Annotated in this window: 13 protein-coding genes and 1 pseudogene; 11 read left to right on the top strand and 3 right to left on the bottom strand. The window is 68.4% G+C overall.

Features of this window, described 5'->3' with window-relative positions; all coding sequences use genetic code 11:
- Nucleotides 1-23: 23 nt before the first annotated feature.
- On the bottom strand, nucleotides 24-203 hold the full coding sequence (locus H7F38_RS23800; protein WP_187092065.1) for a hypothetical protein: 180 nt from the start codon (nucleotides 201-203) through the stop codon (nucleotides 24-26).
- A gap of 89 nt (nucleotides 204-292) precedes the next feature.
- Here H7F38_RS23800 and H7F38_RS23795 point away from each other — a divergent pair, with 89 nt between their 5' ends.
- The 6 genes from H7F38_RS23795 to H7F38_RS23770 all read left to right on the top strand — a co-directional run bounded on the left by H7F38_RS23795 (nucleotide 293) and on the right by H7F38_RS23770 (nucleotide 4,692).
- Entirely contained in the window at nucleotides 293-844 is a 552-nt protein-coding gene (locus tag H7F38_RS23795) for a hypothetical protein (RefSeq protein ID WP_222618292.1), read from the top strand.
- A gap of 43 nt (nucleotides 845-887) precedes the next feature.
- Complete coding sequence (locus H7F38_RS23790) at nucleotides 888-1,844, top strand: sensor histidine kinase (protein ID WP_187092064.1); 957 nt, start codon at nucleotides 888-890, stop codon at nucleotides 1,842-1,844.
- Nucleotides 1,808-2,125 (top strand): sensor histidine kinase, encoded by a 318-nt coding sequence (locus H7F38_RS23785; protein ID WP_370531277.1) that lies wholly within the window; start codon nucleotides 1,808-1,810, stop codon nucleotides 2,123-2,125. Before H7F38_RS23790 ends, H7F38_RS23785 begins: the two co-directional genes overlap by 37 nt.
- Nucleotides 2,122-2,823 (top strand): response regulator transcription factor, encoded by a 702-nt coding sequence (locus H7F38_RS23780; RefSeq protein WP_187092062.1) that lies wholly within the window; start codon nucleotides 2,122-2,124, stop codon nucleotides 2,821-2,823. Before H7F38_RS23785 ends, H7F38_RS23780 begins: the two co-directional genes overlap by 4 nt.
- Before the next feature lie 91 nt (nucleotides 2,824-2,914).
- A complete protein-coding gene (locus tag H7F38_RS23775) occupies nucleotides 2,915-3,844 on the top strand; it encodes an ABC transporter ATP-binding protein (protein ID WP_187092061.1) in 930 nt (309 codons plus the stop codon).
- Entirely contained in the window at nucleotides 3,841-4,692 is an 852-nt protein-coding gene (locus tag H7F38_RS23770) for an ABC transporter permease subunit (protein WP_187092060.1), read from the top strand. The genes H7F38_RS23775 and H7F38_RS23770 overlap by 4 nt, the downstream gene beginning before the upstream one ends.
- Here H7F38_RS23770 and H7F38_RS23765 read toward each other — a convergent pair.
- A complete protein-coding gene (locus H7F38_RS23765) occupies nucleotides 4,646-5,419 on the bottom strand; it encodes a DsbA family oxidoreductase (protein WP_222618291.1) in 774 nt (257 codons plus the stop codon). The two genes, H7F38_RS23770 and H7F38_RS23765, sit on opposite strands and share 47 nt — an antisense overlap.
- Nucleotides 5,420-5,661: 242 nt before the next feature.
- Here H7F38_RS23765 and H7F38_RS23760 point away from each other — a divergent pair, with 242 nt between their 5' ends.
- From H7F38_RS23760 to mmuM, 3 genes are all read left to right on the top strand, one after another.
- A complete protein-coding gene (locus H7F38_RS23760) occupies nucleotides 5,662-6,450 on the top strand; it encodes an NTP transferase domain-containing protein (RefSeq protein WP_187092059.1) in 789 nt (262 codons plus the stop codon).
- A 191-nt stretch (nucleotides 6,451-6,641) separates the two neighbouring features.
- Nucleotides 6,642-7,694 carry an aldo/keto reductase gene (locus H7F38_RS23755; RefSeq protein WP_187092058.1) on the top strand — a complete coding sequence of 351 codons (1,053 nt, stop codon included), beginning with the start codon at nucleotides 6,642-6,644 and terminating at the stop codon, nucleotides 7,692-7,694.
- A gap of 19 nt (nucleotides 7,695-7,713) precedes the next feature.
- Entirely contained in the window at nucleotides 7,714-8,613 is a 900-nt protein-coding gene (gene mmuM, locus H7F38_RS23750; protein WP_187092057.1) for a homocysteine S-methyltransferase, read from the top strand.
- Here mmuM and H7F38_RS23745 read toward each other — a convergent pair.
- Entirely contained in the window at nucleotides 8,542-9,270 is a 729-nt protein-coding gene (locus H7F38_RS23745; protein WP_187092056.1) for a DUF998 domain-containing protein, read from the bottom strand. The two genes, mmuM and H7F38_RS23745, sit on opposite strands and share 72 nt — an antisense overlap.
- 138 nt (nucleotides 9,271-9,408) lie before the next feature.
- Here H7F38_RS23745 and H7F38_RS23740 point away from each other — a divergent pair.
- A pseudogene (locus H7F38_RS23740) lies at nucleotides 9,409-10,805 on the top strand (IS1380 family transposase).
- Between the two features lie 362 nt (nucleotides 10,806-11,167).
- Nucleotides 11,168-13,885 carry a glucosidase gene (locus H7F38_RS23735; protein WP_187092055.1) on the top strand — a complete coding sequence of 906 codons (2,718 nt, stop codon included), beginning with the start codon at nucleotides 11,168-11,170 and terminating at the stop codon, nucleotides 13,883-13,885.
- Nucleotides 13,886-13,919: the final 34 nt, after the last annotated feature.

The following is a 13,919-nucleotide window of genomic DNA, read 5'->3' as shown; positions in this document are numbered from 1 at the left end:
CGTCGGCCGGCTCGCTCGGAAAGTCAGCTCTGCAGCGCGCCGGCCCAGCGCCAGTCTCCGGCCGGGCCCAGGAACTCCACTCGCTGGATGTCCTCCTCGGTCTCCTCCTGGACGCGGGCCCAGTCGAGAGCGTCGTCGTGGCCGTCGAAATCGGCCTCCGAGACGGGGTCGCCCGAGGCGTCCAGGAATCTGTATCGAGTCACATCGTGACCGTACTGCCGGCCGGTTGATCGCGCGCGCCGAGCGCCTGATGGTGTCCCGGAGAGCCGGCCGGGATCGGTAGGCTCGCCGGGTGAGAACGACCCTCGTCATGCTGGTCCGTCATGCGGAGAAGCCGACCGGCTCCGGTGGCCCGTTCGGTGTCACGGCGCACGGCCTCCCCGACGAGGAATCACTGACCATCCGCGGGTGGGCCAGAGCCGGCGCACTGGCGGCATTGTTCGCGCCGGTCGACGGCAAGGTGCGTGCCGGGCTGGAGGTGCCGCGAGCCCTGTTCGCCTCGGATGCCCACCGCAAGAAGGGCAGCCGGCGTCCGGCCCAGACCATCGCCGAGCTGGCCGACCGGCTTGGGTTGACGGTCGACACCTCCTGTCAGAAGGGGGATGTCGCTCGATTGGTGGCGGCAGTGCGGACCGCCGAGGTCAGTTTGATCTCCTGGCAGCACGAGGAGATACCAGCCATCGTCGCCGGGCTGGGAACGGTTCATCCACCGGCGCCGGCGACGTGGCCGGAAGATCGCTACGACGTAGTGTGGGTCCTGCGGTCGACCGACGGCTCGAACTGGGAATTCAGCCAGGTGCCGCAGCAGCTGCTGGCCGGTGACGGGGCAGAGCCGATCGGCTGAAGCAGGCTATCCATTTCTCGCCCGGCCACACTGCGGTAGGCGGGTGAACCGTGACGCAGCGCTCGGCTGGATCCGGCGGCACCAGCTGCTCGCCGACGCCGTGCTCGGTCTGGTCGTGGTGTCGCTCACGGTGTCCGGCTCGCTCTACTCGCGGGCGGACCTGCACCGGCTGACCAGTGCGGACGCGGCGATCGCGGTCCTGTGCGTGGTGGTGGTGACCTTCAGGCGGCGGCGGCCGATTACCGTGCTGGTCGTACTTGCGGTGATCACCCTGGTGGCCCTGAGCGTTTCGCTACCCATTGGATTCACCGGCGGGGCCATGCTGATAGCAGCAGGCACCGTCGCGTCGAGAACCAGATCGACGGTGTCGATGGCCCTCTGCGGCGCTATCTCGGGGGCCCTTCTGATCAGGTCTCTCGTCGCGCAGGGGTTCGGCGGCCTGGCGGCCGCGAACCTGAATCCGGTGATCCTCACGCTGCTCGCGGCGGCGGCCGGCATCGCGGTCAGGCACCGTCGTGCCGCCTTCGCCGGGCTGGAGGACCGGGCGGAGCGGGCTGAGCTGAGCCGTGAGACCGAGGCGGCCCGGCGAGTTGCCGAGGAGAGACTGCGGATCGCCAGGGACCTGCACGATTCGCTGGCCCACCACATGGCCGTGGTCAGTGTGCAGACCGGGGTGGCCGCGCACCTGCTGCGCACCGATCTGGACGCGGCGGGCGCCGCGCTCGCCCACGCCCGGACGGCGGCCGGCCTGGTCCTGGACGAACTGGGCACCGTGTTGGGTGTCCTACGCAGTGTGGGTGACGGCGAGTCGACCGAGCCGGGGCCGAGTCTGGCCCGGATCAGCACCCTGACAGACCCGCTGCGGGCGGCTGGGCTGGACGTGAGCTCGACCCTCAGGGGCCGGCCGCGACCGCTGCCGCCGGCGGTCGACCAGGCCGCCTCATCCAGGAAGCCCTCACCAATGTGCAGAAACATGCCGCCCGCAGCCGGGTGGGACTGATGATCGACTACCGCCAGAGTTCGCTGGTCCTGGAGATCGTCAATTCGGCGGACCGGGCGGGGTCGCCGCCCGCTGCGCCGGACGGTCACGGTTTCGGGTTGGTCGGGATGAAGGAGCGGTGCGCGGCGGTCGGTGGGCGGCTGGAGACGGGACCCGTGGTCGGGGGCGGGTTCCGGGTCTTCGCCTCGTTACCGGCCGTGGCCGCCGACCGACCCTTGTCGGCCGGACCGACTGCGTCCTGGATACCCGCCATCGCATCGGTGCCGGGCGCCGCTCGATGAGCAGTGGCGGAGTCGGCATCAGAGTGCTGATCGCAGACGACCAGGCGCTGATCCGCGGCGGCTTCCGGGCCATCATCGGCAGCGACCCGCAGCTGGAGGTGGTGGGTGAGGCAGCCGACGGTCGGGCGGCGGTGGCGCTGACCAGATTGCTGCACCCGGACGTGGTGGTGATGGACATCCGGATGCCCGAGTTGGACGGGATCGGAGCCACCGAGACCATCTGTGCGGACGAGACCTGCAGCTCTACTTGGGTTCTGATCCTGACCACCTTCGAATTGGATGTCCATGTGGCGGCCGCTCTGCGGGCCGGAGCGAGCGGCTTCCTGGGCAAGGGAGTGGCGCCCATCGAGTTGCTCGAAGGCATCCGGATGGTGGCCAGGGGTGAATCGCTCCTGTCCCCGGCCGCCACCCGCAGTCTGATCAGCCGGTTCCTGGCCAGTCCCGAGCGGACCGCGAACGACCCGGAACGGCTCGCAGCGCTGACCGCGCGCGAGCGGGAGGTGGTCGCGCTCGTGGCGGCCGACCTGTCGAACGAGGAGATCGCCGGCCGGCTGGTGCTCTCGCCGCTGACGGCCAAGACGCACGTCAACCGGTCGATGTTGAAACTGGGGGTGCGCGATCGTGCCGCGCTGGTGGTGCTGGCCTATCAGTCCGGGCTGGTGTCGTCGCCGCACGCCGAACGTTCGGGAGAACCCTGAGTCCCGCACCGCCGCATACTGCGTCCGCGGTATGGCAGAGTGTCATCGCCCGGACGACGACAGGGCCGTCGCCGCGGCGTTGACTGAGGTCATGATCGAAGTCGTGAACCTGTCCAAGCGGTACGGCGACACCCTCGCCGTCGATGCCCTCGAATTCACCGTCCGACCCGGGATCGTCACCGGGTTCCTCGGCCCCAACGGGGCCGGCAAATCCACCACCATGCGGATGATCATGGGACTCGACCGGCCGACCACCGGTCACGCCCTGGTCAACGGCAAGTCACTGGCCGCGCACAGGGCTCCGTTGCACGAGGTCGGAGCGCTGCTGGAGGCGAAGGGCGTCCATCCGGGGCGGTCTGCACGCGACCACCTCCTCGGACTGGCTGCCACCACGGGTATCTCGACCAAACGGGTCGACGACGTGCTGGACCTGGTCGGCCTCACCGACGTGGCCCGCAAGCGGGCCGGCGAGTTCTCGCTGGGCATGGGTCAGCGGCTCGGCATCGCTGCGGCACTGCTCGGCGACCCGGCCGTGGTGATGCTCGACGAGCCGGTCAACGGACTGGACCCCGAAGGCGTCCGCTGGATCCGCTATCTCCTGCAGGATCTCGCCGCCGAAGGGCGGACGGTGTTCGTCTCGTCCCACCTGATGAACGAGATGGCCGTCACCGCTCAACATCTCATCATCGTCGGCCGGGGCAAGCTGATCGCTGACGTCTCCCTGGCCGACTTCACCGCCCAGTCGGCCCGCAACAGCGTCCTGGTGCGCTCCGACCGACAGCCGCAGTTGCGCAGCCTGTTGCTCGGTGACGGCGTGTCGGTCACCGAGGACGGCGACGGTGCACTCGAGGTGACCGGCGTGACCCCCCGCGAGATCGGCGAACGTGCTGCTGGAGCCCGTATCCCACTGCACGAACTCACCCCGATGCGGGCGTCCCTCGAGGACGCCCTCATGGAACTGACCGGCGATTCCGTTCAATACCACGGTATGTCCGCACATCCCCAGGAGCGCGCAGCATGAGGATCGACACCGGCCGCACCACCGCCACCGCCACCGCACTCCGCCCCGCGGATCCCGGACTGGCCGTCACCTTTCCACGGGTGATGAAATCCGAGTGGATCAAGATGCGATCGGTCAGATCGATCGTCATCACCCTGCTGGCCTCGGCCGTCGTCGTCATCGGGATCGGTGTGGTGGCCGCGAGTGTCAAGGCCGGCAACATCACCACGACGGGTCAGAGCGCGGCCCGTGGTCAGGCTCTCGGCAGCGACTCGACCGGGATATCCCTGGCCGGCGTGCAACTCGCGCAGCTCATCGTCGCGATCGTCGGGGTCCTGCTGGTCACCTCGGAGTACTCCACCGGATCGATCCGCAGCACGCTCGCCGCCGTACCCCGACGGTGGCCGATGGTGCTGGGCAAGGTCATCGTGTTCGGGGCGGCGACTTTCGTCGTCGAGTTGGTCGCGGTGTTCATCGCCTTCTTCGCCGGACAGGCGATCCTGGGCAGCAAGGGCGTCTCCCTCGGGGACAGCGGCGTCCTGCAGGCCGTGATCGGTGCGGCCATCTTCCTCACCGGAACGGGTCTGCTCGGGGTGGCTCTGGGATTTCTGTTGCGCAGTACCGCTTCCGGCATCGCCGTGGCGGTGGGGGCGTTCTTCCTGCTGCCAGGAATCCTCAACCTGTTCTCCACCAGCGTGCAGGACGCCATCCGGCCGTACCTGCCTTCCAGCGCGGGAACGTCGTTGACGTCGGTGACCCACAGCAGCGACTACCTGAACTACTGGCCGGCCCTGTTGTCTCTGGTGATCTACGTGGTGGTGCTCACTGCCGCCGCCCTGCTGCGGATGATGCGCAGCGACGCCACCTGAGGGCAATTCCGAAGCACCTCAGGTCGCGCAGGAGTCGCCTTCGCACGAGCCGCCGAGACCGGCCGTGACCTTCGGGTGCTCCTCGTGCCAGGCCTGCGTCATGGCCCCCAGCAGCGCTTCCGCGGGTTGCGCGCCCGAGACGCCGTACTTCCCCGTCGATGACGAAGAACGGAACACCGGTGATCCCGTAGGCCCTGGCCTGTGCCTCGTCCGCCTCGACCGCGTCGGCGTACTGATCGCCGGCCAGCACCGAGATCGCCTCGTCCCTGTCCAGCCCCGCGGCCGCGGCCGCGGCGAGGTCGACCAGGGTCTGGTGATCCCCGATGGGCTGTCCGAGCGTGAAAGTGGCTCTGAACAGCAGTTCCTTGAGCTCGCCCTGGACACCACGCTGCGCTGCCAGATGCAGCAGACGGTGCGCGTCGAAGGTGTTGGCCGGCTTGGCGATGTCGAAGTGGTAGTCCAACCCCTCCGCTGCCGCGGTCCGGGTCATCGACTCCAGCATCTGACCGGCCTGTTCCACCCCGCCGCCGAACTTCGCAGCGAGGCGAGCCACGTAGTCGCCGTCGACGCCCCTCGGGGTGCTCCGCGTCGTCGGGTCCAGTTGGTAGGAGCGCCAGGTGACGGTGACCTGGTCGCGGTGGTCGAACCGGTCGAGCGGGGTCTCGAAGCGGCGCTTGCCGACGTAGCACCAGGGGCAGACGACGTCGGACCAGATATCGATGTCCACCCCCGGGTCAACCGTTCGACTGTGCCGGGCATTCCCGTGCTCCTGCAGGGTCGGAGGGACCAAAGACCCTTCGTGCTAGCGTTTTCCGGTCGCGGTCGCGGTCGCGGTCGCGGTCCAGGTTGGGGCAAGGTCGTCGCACCGCTGAATGGGCGAAGGAGGAGACCTCTGGTGGTGGCAGCTGGTCCCGGACTGCACGTCGCGGTCCGCGAGAACCGTACCGGCATCGTGGATCTCGGGTCTGGATGAAGCGGACGGACATCGTCGGGGTGGTGCTGGCAGCCGGCCGCGGCTCACGGATGAGCCCGATCACCGATCGGGTGCCGAAGCCGCTGCTCACCGTCGACAACGAAACGTTGCTGGCGCTCGCGCTGCGCAGGGTCGGCGGGCTGGTCGGCCCGGTGGCGGTCAACGCCCATCATCTGGCCCACCAGATCGCCTCAGCAGCGATCGCTCTCGCTCCTGACGTGCACGTCTCGATGGAACAGGACAAGCCACTGGGGACCGCCGGTGCCCTGCGTCATCTCCGTGACTGGATCGACGGACGGGCGGTGGTGGTGGCCAACAGCGACGTCTGGCTCAGCGCACCGATCGACGATTTTCTCCACGGCTGGGAGGGGACCAGGGCACGTCTGCTGGTGCGGGACGTCGGCCGGTCGGCCGACTTCGGCAGCCTGCAGTACCTGGGAATCAGTACGGTGCCGGCGGTAATGGCTGCAGCGCTGGACTACTCGCCGTCCGGGCTGTATTTCGCCCTCTGGCGCGACGCTTTCGCCGCCGGGCAACTGGAGTTCGTCGAATCGGCCGGTCGATCGTTCGACTGCGGAACGCCGGCCGAGTTCCTGACGGCCAACCTGGTGGCCTCCGGAGCCTCGTCGGTGGTGGCGGCCGACGCGACGGTACTGGGTTCCCTGGATCGGTGCGTCATCCTCTCCGGGGCGGTCGTCGGGCCGGACGAACACCTCGTCTGCGCGGTCAGGGACCGCTTCGGCAACACCCTGACCGCTGACCCCGCGCATCTTCTCCCGCACTGAACTGCACTGAACTGCACTGACGTGCACTGACGTGCGCTGGACTGCGCTGATCAACTTCGCCGTGGTGGGACTGCAGTGACAGGAGTCGACCCGATCATGAGCGCCGTCGAAGTTGATCAGCGCGGTCGGGGGCTCAGCGCGGTCGGGGGCTCGGCGCGGCGCCTTCCTGGGAGGAGTTCTATATTCTGCGGATGGAATATCGCTCCCTCGGCCGCAGCGGCCTCAAGGTCTCCACCATCACCCTGGGCACCATGACGTTCGGCGGGACCGGTGGTTTCGCCGCCGTCGGCAATACCGATCTCGAGACGGCGCGGCGTCAGGTCGACATCGCCCTCGACGCCGGCGTCAATCTGATCGACACCGCCGACGTGTACTCCTCCGGGCTGAGCGAGGAGATGGTGGGCAAGGTGATGGCCGGGCGTCGCGAAGCCGCCCTGCTGACGACCAAGGTGCGGTTCTCGATGGGGCCGGGACCCAACGACGAGGGTCTGTCCCGGCATCACGTGATCGCCGGCTGCGAGGCGAGTCTGCGCCGACTGGGCACCGACTACATCGACCTCTATCAACTGCACGAGTGGGACGGGCAGACCCCGGTGGAGGAGACGCTCTCCGCGCTCGATCAACTCGTCACCGCCGGCAAGGTCCGCTACGTCGGGGTCTCCAACTTCGCCGGGTGGCAGTTGATGAAGACGATCGGCATCGGCCAGCGGGATCATCTGCCGGCAGTGGTGAGTCAGCAGATCCACTACACCCTGCAGGCCCGTGAGGCGGAGTACGAACTGATCCCGGCAGCCGTCGACTCCGGGATCGGGGTCCTGGTCTGGAGCCCACTGGCCGGTGGGCTGTTGTCCGGCAAGTACCGCCGTGGCCAGCAACCGCCGTCCGGTAGCCGTGACCTGGCGGCGTGGGGCGAGCCGCCGGTCCGCGATCAGGAACTGCTCTACGACGTCATCGAGTTGTTGGTGTCCATCGCTGCCGACCGTGGTGTGTCGGCGGCCGAGGTGGCGCTGGCCTGGACCCTGGGTCGGCCCGGCGTCACGTCGTTGGTGATCGGTGCGCGCACCGACGAGCAGTTGCGCACCAACCTGCGCGCTGCCGAACTGGTCCTGGGCCAGGACGAGATCGATGCGCTGGAGAAGGTCAGCCGGCCGCCGCTGCTCTATCCGTACTGGCACCAGGCCGGTGGCGCGGGCGGCCGGTTGTCCGAGGCCGACCTGACGCTGCTGCGCCGTCACCTGTCCTGAGCCCCGTAGTTTGGAGGGCATGACGACGCTCCGACAGGCCATGACGCAGGGGCCCGTCGTGCTGGACGGTGGGCTGGCGACGTTGCTGGAGTCCCGCGGTCACGATCTCCGTTCGAAGATGTGGTCGGCCAGACTGCTCCTGGACGAACCGACGGAAGTCATTGCGGCCCATCGTGAATACTTCGCCGCCGGGGCGGAGGTCGCCATCACGGGTTCCTACCAGGCGTCGTTCGAGGGGTTCGCCGAGCTCGGTCTGGACCGGGCCGCCGCGCAACGTGCTCTGCGGGCATCCGTGTCGTGTGCGCTGGAGGCCAGGTCGATGTTCGACGATGGCATCGACCGCTGGGTCGCGGCATCGATCGGGCCGTACGGGGCGATGTTGGCGGACGGGTCGGAGTACCGAGGTGACTACGGGAAAACCGTCGCACAACTGAGGGATTGGCATCGCCCGCGGTTCGAGGTGCTGGCCGATTCGGGTGCAGACGTGCTGGCGATCGAGACGGTACCCTGCCTGGCCGAGGTGCAGGCGCTGGTCGATCTGCTGGCCGGATCCGGTGCCACTGCATGGCTCTCGATCACCGCCGAGGACGGACGGACGCGCGCCGGCGAGCCCGTCGAGGAGGCCTTCGCCCTCGCCGCGACCAGTCCGGAGATCGTCGCGGTGGGTGTCAACTGCTGTCCGGCCCCGCAGGTCGCCGGTCTCGTCGCGACCGCGACCGCCGTGACCGGCAAGCCGGTGGTGGCCTACCCGAACAGTGGCGAGACGTGGAACGGGCTGTCCCGCAGTTGGTCCGGCGACCCGAGCTTCCGCTCCGAGGACGTCAGGGCCTGGGCGGCGGCCGGGGCGTCACTGATCGGCGGTTGCTGCCGCGTCGGTCCGGACCAGATCCGTGAGCTGGCCTCGGTTCTGCACCCCTGACGGCCCGGCCCCGGTGGAATCCGTTCGTACCGACAGCGCAAGGGCGACGACCGCGAGCACCTCGCTGAGCGCCAGACCTCGCTCCACGAGGCCGAGCGGGATCTGTTGCCACCACGCCCGTGGCGCGGTCAGCACGGCGACGACGATCGGTGAGAACCACGCGAACGATAGGACTCCGAGCCAGAAGTCGCACCAGGCGGCAGCGCCTTGGGCCGGCCGGCCCCGCCGCCGCGAGATCGCCAGGACGGCGATCGGAAGAGCCAGGAACGACACCAGGCTGGCCAGTCGGTGAATCTGGCCGCTGCTCCCCGAGCCGCCCAGCGCCCAGTTGTGCTTGGGGAAGCCGACCAGGGTCAGCAGCCCGGCGACCCAGAGCGCACCGAAGACGGTTCCGCCGGACAGCGCGCGAATGCGGCGCAGCATCACCAGGGCCGCGAACACCGCGACCGATGCACCGCACAACGCGATCACGCCGAGATCGAACGCCCACGCCGAACTCGTCAACGCATATTCGCTGATGGTGCGGTGGACCGCCGAGATGCCCGAGGTCGGAGGCAGCAGATGGAGCGCGGCGAACACCACCGACGTGACGGCCACGCCGCCCAGTGCCAGGCCGCTCAGGGTCCGGATGACCGGGGACCGATGGCCGCCGGTCACCAACGGCTGCTCGGACCTAACCTCGCGCTTTCACGCGGATAGCTGACGGGGCGTTTCGGAGTGAGGGAAAGGTGCCCCGAACTGCGATGATGAGGGTCTCTGAGATCCACATCGTCAGCAAACTGGAGCACCTTTCTGATGCCGAACCCTACCGGTTTCTACCCGCCGTTGACAGTAGACACGACCGCGAAGCGGGTGGTGTCCCATGCGGGTGCGGTGCTGCTGGTCACCACCGCCGGGAAGGTCGGGTTGGACCGGGCTTTGTCTGCCGCGTTGGAGCCGTGGCGCAAGCAGTGGGCGGTGCTGGATCCGGGGAAGATCCTGCTGGACCTGGCGATCAGCGTCGCCATCGGCGGGGACTGCCTGGCCGACATCTCGGCGTTGCGGTCTGAGCCGGCGGTGTTCGGCCGGGTCGCCTCGGACCCGACCGTGTCCCGGCTGGTCGACGCGTTGGCCGCGACCCCGCAGGCCGCTTTGGCGGCGATCAACCAGGCCAGAGCAGCAGTCCGACAGCGGGTGTGGAAGATGGCCGGGAAGGACGCCCCTGACTTCGGAATCGACCGGGACCGGCCGTTGATCATCGACCTGGACGCTACGTTGATCACCTCCCATTCGGAGAAGGAACTGGCGGCGCCGACCTACAAGCGCGGTTTCGGGTTCCATCCGTTGGGATCGTGGGTGGACCACGGCCCCGACGGCACCGGTGAGCCGCTGTCGATGATGCTGCGCCCCGGAAGGGCCGGGTCCAACACCGCCGCCGACCACATCGCGGTCACCAAGGATGCGTTGCGGCAGTTGCCCTTCAACCGCCGCGGTGGCCGGATCGGGCGCAGGGTGCTGGTCCGCGCCGACAGTGGCGGCGGCACCCACGAATACCTGAAGTGGCTGGCCGGGCAGGGCCTGTCGTATTCGGTGGGGTTCGGGCTGACGCAGGACATCGTCGACAAGATCAACCTGATCCCCGACCAGGGTGGACACCGGCCTACGACGGCGATGGGAAGGTCCGCGACGGGGCGTGGGTCACCGAACTCACCGGCCTGCTGGACCTGTCAACGTGGCCGGCAGGGATGCGGGTGATCGTCCGGGCCGAACGTCCGCACCCCGGGGCGCAGTTGCGGTTCACCGACTCAGGCGGGAACCGGCTGACCGCGTTCGTCACCAACACTGTTGGTGGGCAGCTGGCGGACCTGGAGTTGCGGCACCGGCACCGGGCCCGCTGCGAGGACCGGATCCGCAACGCGAAAGACACCGGGCTGCGGAACCTGCCCTTGACTGCGTTCGCGCAGAACCAGATCTGGGTCGCCGTCGTCCAGTTGGCGACGGAGCTGACCGCGTGGCTGCAGATGCTCGCGCTGACCGGCACCGGCGCCCGCCGGTGGGAACCGAAACGGCTGCGGTTGCAGCTGTTCTCCGTGGCCGGGACCATTGCGCGCCGATCCCGCCGGGTCTGGCTGCGGCTGTCCGGTCACGCAACCCACCGGCACCTGTTCACCACCGCCCTGGACCGGCTGACCCAGCTGCCGGCGCCGACCTGACCTTCAACAACCCACCCGGCCAGCAAGAAGACAAACCCCCCGGAACGTGGAATCCGGCACCCACCCAGGTGACCCACCGGGGCTTCGACGAACCCGCAGACATGCCCGTCGGTGCGAAACACCAGATCTATCGCGCCGAGGAAAGGCCGGGCGTCTCACGAAAGATTGAGGCTAACGGGGCGGCTGGTCGCGTCGCCGGCCATCGGCTCCCCCTTGTCATTCGGGCCGATCGGCCCCCGCGGAGCCACGACCTGCGTCACATGATGGAAGCGACGGTACCGAGCACCTCTGTGGGCCGGCTGTGAGAGGGGTGCGCCCGCCCGCCACGGTCGAGGTCGGGAGCCTGTGCCAAGGTTGACGTCGTGACTACAGCGGGCCGCCACGCCCAACCAGCAGAGGCCAACCAGCACCGCAGCGCCGAGCATGCGCGGTTGGCCGAATCGCCCTCGGCGGGTGGCCCGTGGCGGCTGTGGGGCCCGTACCTGTCCGGGCGGCAGTGGGGCACGGTGCGCGAGGACTACTCGACCGACGGTGATGCCTGGGCCTATCTGCCGTTCGAGCAGGCCGGGGCACGTGCGTACCGCTGGGGCGAGGACGGCCTCGGCGGGATCTGCGACAGGTTCGGGTTTCTCAACCTCAGCATCGCGCTGTGGAACGGGAAGGACCCGTTCCTCAAGGAACGGCTCTTCGGCCTGACCAACGGCGAGGGCAACCACGGCGAGGACGCCAAGGAGTACTGGTGGGCATTGGACGGCACGCCGTCCCACTCCTGGATGAGTTGGCTCTACCGGTACCCGCAGGCCGAATATCCCTACGAGCGTCTGCGCCGCGAGAATGCGGCCAGGGGCCGGGAGGACCGCGAATTCGAATTGGCCGACACCGGAATTCTCGACCAGAACAGATTCTTCGACATCAAGGTGGACTACGCGAAAGCCGGCCCCGACGACATCTGCGCCGTCATCACCGTCACCAACAACGGGCCGGACGCGGCCGGTATCGACGTCATCCCGCAGGTCTGGTTCCGCAACACGTGGGCGTGGGGAACCGACGACCGGACACCATCGATCAACGCCATGGATCCGGGCCTGATCGGCGGCCGGTCCCGGGCCGTGGAATGCATCCACGGTTTCCTCGGGCGGTACGTGGTGGTCGCCCAGGGGACGCCGCAGGTGCTGTTCTGCCAGAACGAGACCAATTCCGTCGCGTTGTTCGGAGCGAAGGAGAATCGCGCGTCGTACACCAAGGACGGGATCAACCAGCGGGTGGTGCACGGCGACACCACTGCCGTCGACCCGGCCGGCCACGGCACCAAAGCTGCGTTCTGGTACCACTTCGAATCGATTGCGGCCGGGGCCTCGGTGACCGTCCGGCTGCGGTTGTCCGCAGACGAACCCGACTCGGACACCTTCGGGACCGGCTTCGCCGCGGTCCTCGCCGACCGCCGGCAGGAGGCTGACGAATTCTACGCAACCGTCCTGCCGCAGAGACTTTCGGCCGAGGACGCCAACATCGCACGCCGGGCCTTCGCGGGCCTGCTGTGGGGCAAGCAGCTCTACCGGTACGACGTCCGGCGGTGGCTCGCGGGCGACCCCGGGGAGCCGGTGCCGCCGCCGCAGCGAGCCGAGTCCGGCGGCCGCAACCTCACCTGGGAACACCTGTCGCTGGCCGACGTGATCAGCATGCCGGACGAATGGGAGTATCCGTGGTTCGCGTCGTGGGATCTGGCCTTCCAATGTGTGGCGCTGGCCCACGTCGACCCGGCCTTCGCCAAGGACCAACTGCTGTTGCTCTGCCGGGAATGGGCGATGCACCCGAACGGACAACTACCGGCGTACGAGTGGGCCTTCTCCGACGTCAATCCTCCGGTGCACGCCTGGGCGGCCTGGCAGGTGTTCCTGGTCGCCGGCGGAACGGACGTGGATTTCCTGACCAGGGTCTGCACCAAACTCCTGTTGAATTTCTCCTGGTGGGTGAACAACAAGGACGCGGACGGCTCGAATCTGTTCGAGGGGGGATTCCTCGGCATGGACAACATCGGACTGTTCGACCGCTCGGGCGTGCTGCCTCCGGGATATCGCCTCGAGGAGTCCGACGCCACCAGCTGGATGGCGGTCTTCTGCCTGAACATGTTGCAGATCTGTCTCGAACTGGCGATGACCGTCCCGGCCTGGGACGACATCGCCACCAAGTTCCTCGAGCACTTCCTGTCGATCGCGAAGGCCAGTCGGCAGTTCGGCTCGCAGGAGGTCACGCTGTGGGATCCGGTCGACGGCTTCTACTACGACGTGCTCGTCCACCCGGACGGCACCCATCAGCGGCTGCAGGTGCGGTCGATGGTCGGCCTGCTGCCCATCCTGGCGGTGGCGACGGTGTCCCCGGCCGTCTGGTCCAAGCTCCCGGACTTCAGCGCGCGGCTGGCGTGGCTGCGCCGTCGCCGGCCCGACCTGGCCGAACCCCTGCTGTCCGACAACACCTCCGGTGAGGCGATGATGCTCTCGCTCGTCGATCAGGGCGCCTTGAACCGACTCGCCGCCCGGATCTTCGACGAATCGGAATTCCTCTCCTCGTACGGTATCCGGTCGTTGTCCGCGTCCTACCGGACCCCGTACGCGACCGACGTGGACGGGAAGCAGATGTCCATCGACTACGAGCCGGGGGAGTCCCGCAGCGGCCTGTTCGGCGGGAACTCGAACTGGCGTGGGCCGGTCTGGTTCCCGGTGAATGTGTTGCTGGCGGATGCGTTCCGCAGGCACGCAGGCTATCTCGGTCAGTCGGTGACCATTCCGGTCCCGTCGCCCGGCGGCCCCCAGGTGCCGCTGGATCAGGCCGCGGACCTGATCGACGACCGGCTCGCCGACCTGTTCCGCAGAGGTCCGGACGGCCGTCGACCCAGCGACGGCCACCGGATCGAGGCGTCCCCGGACCGGTTGTGGGCCGACCACATCACCTTCAGCGAATACTTCGACGGAGACACCGGGGAGGGCCTCGGCGCCTCCCACCAGACCGGCTGGACGGCCCTGATCGCCCATCTGCTGTGTCGCCCGATGATGAGCGAGGGCAGTTCGACGGTCAACCGTTGAACGTCACCGCCGTGGTGGCGGACCACACGGCCGA

The sequence above is a fragment of the Nakamurella sp. PAMC28650 genome (assembly GCF_014303395.1).
Classification (GTDB): domain Bacteria; phylum Actinomycetota; class Actinomycetes; order Mycobacteriales; family Nakamurellaceae; genus Nakamurella.
This window is presented reverse-complemented; position numbering and strand designations above follow the sequence as displayed.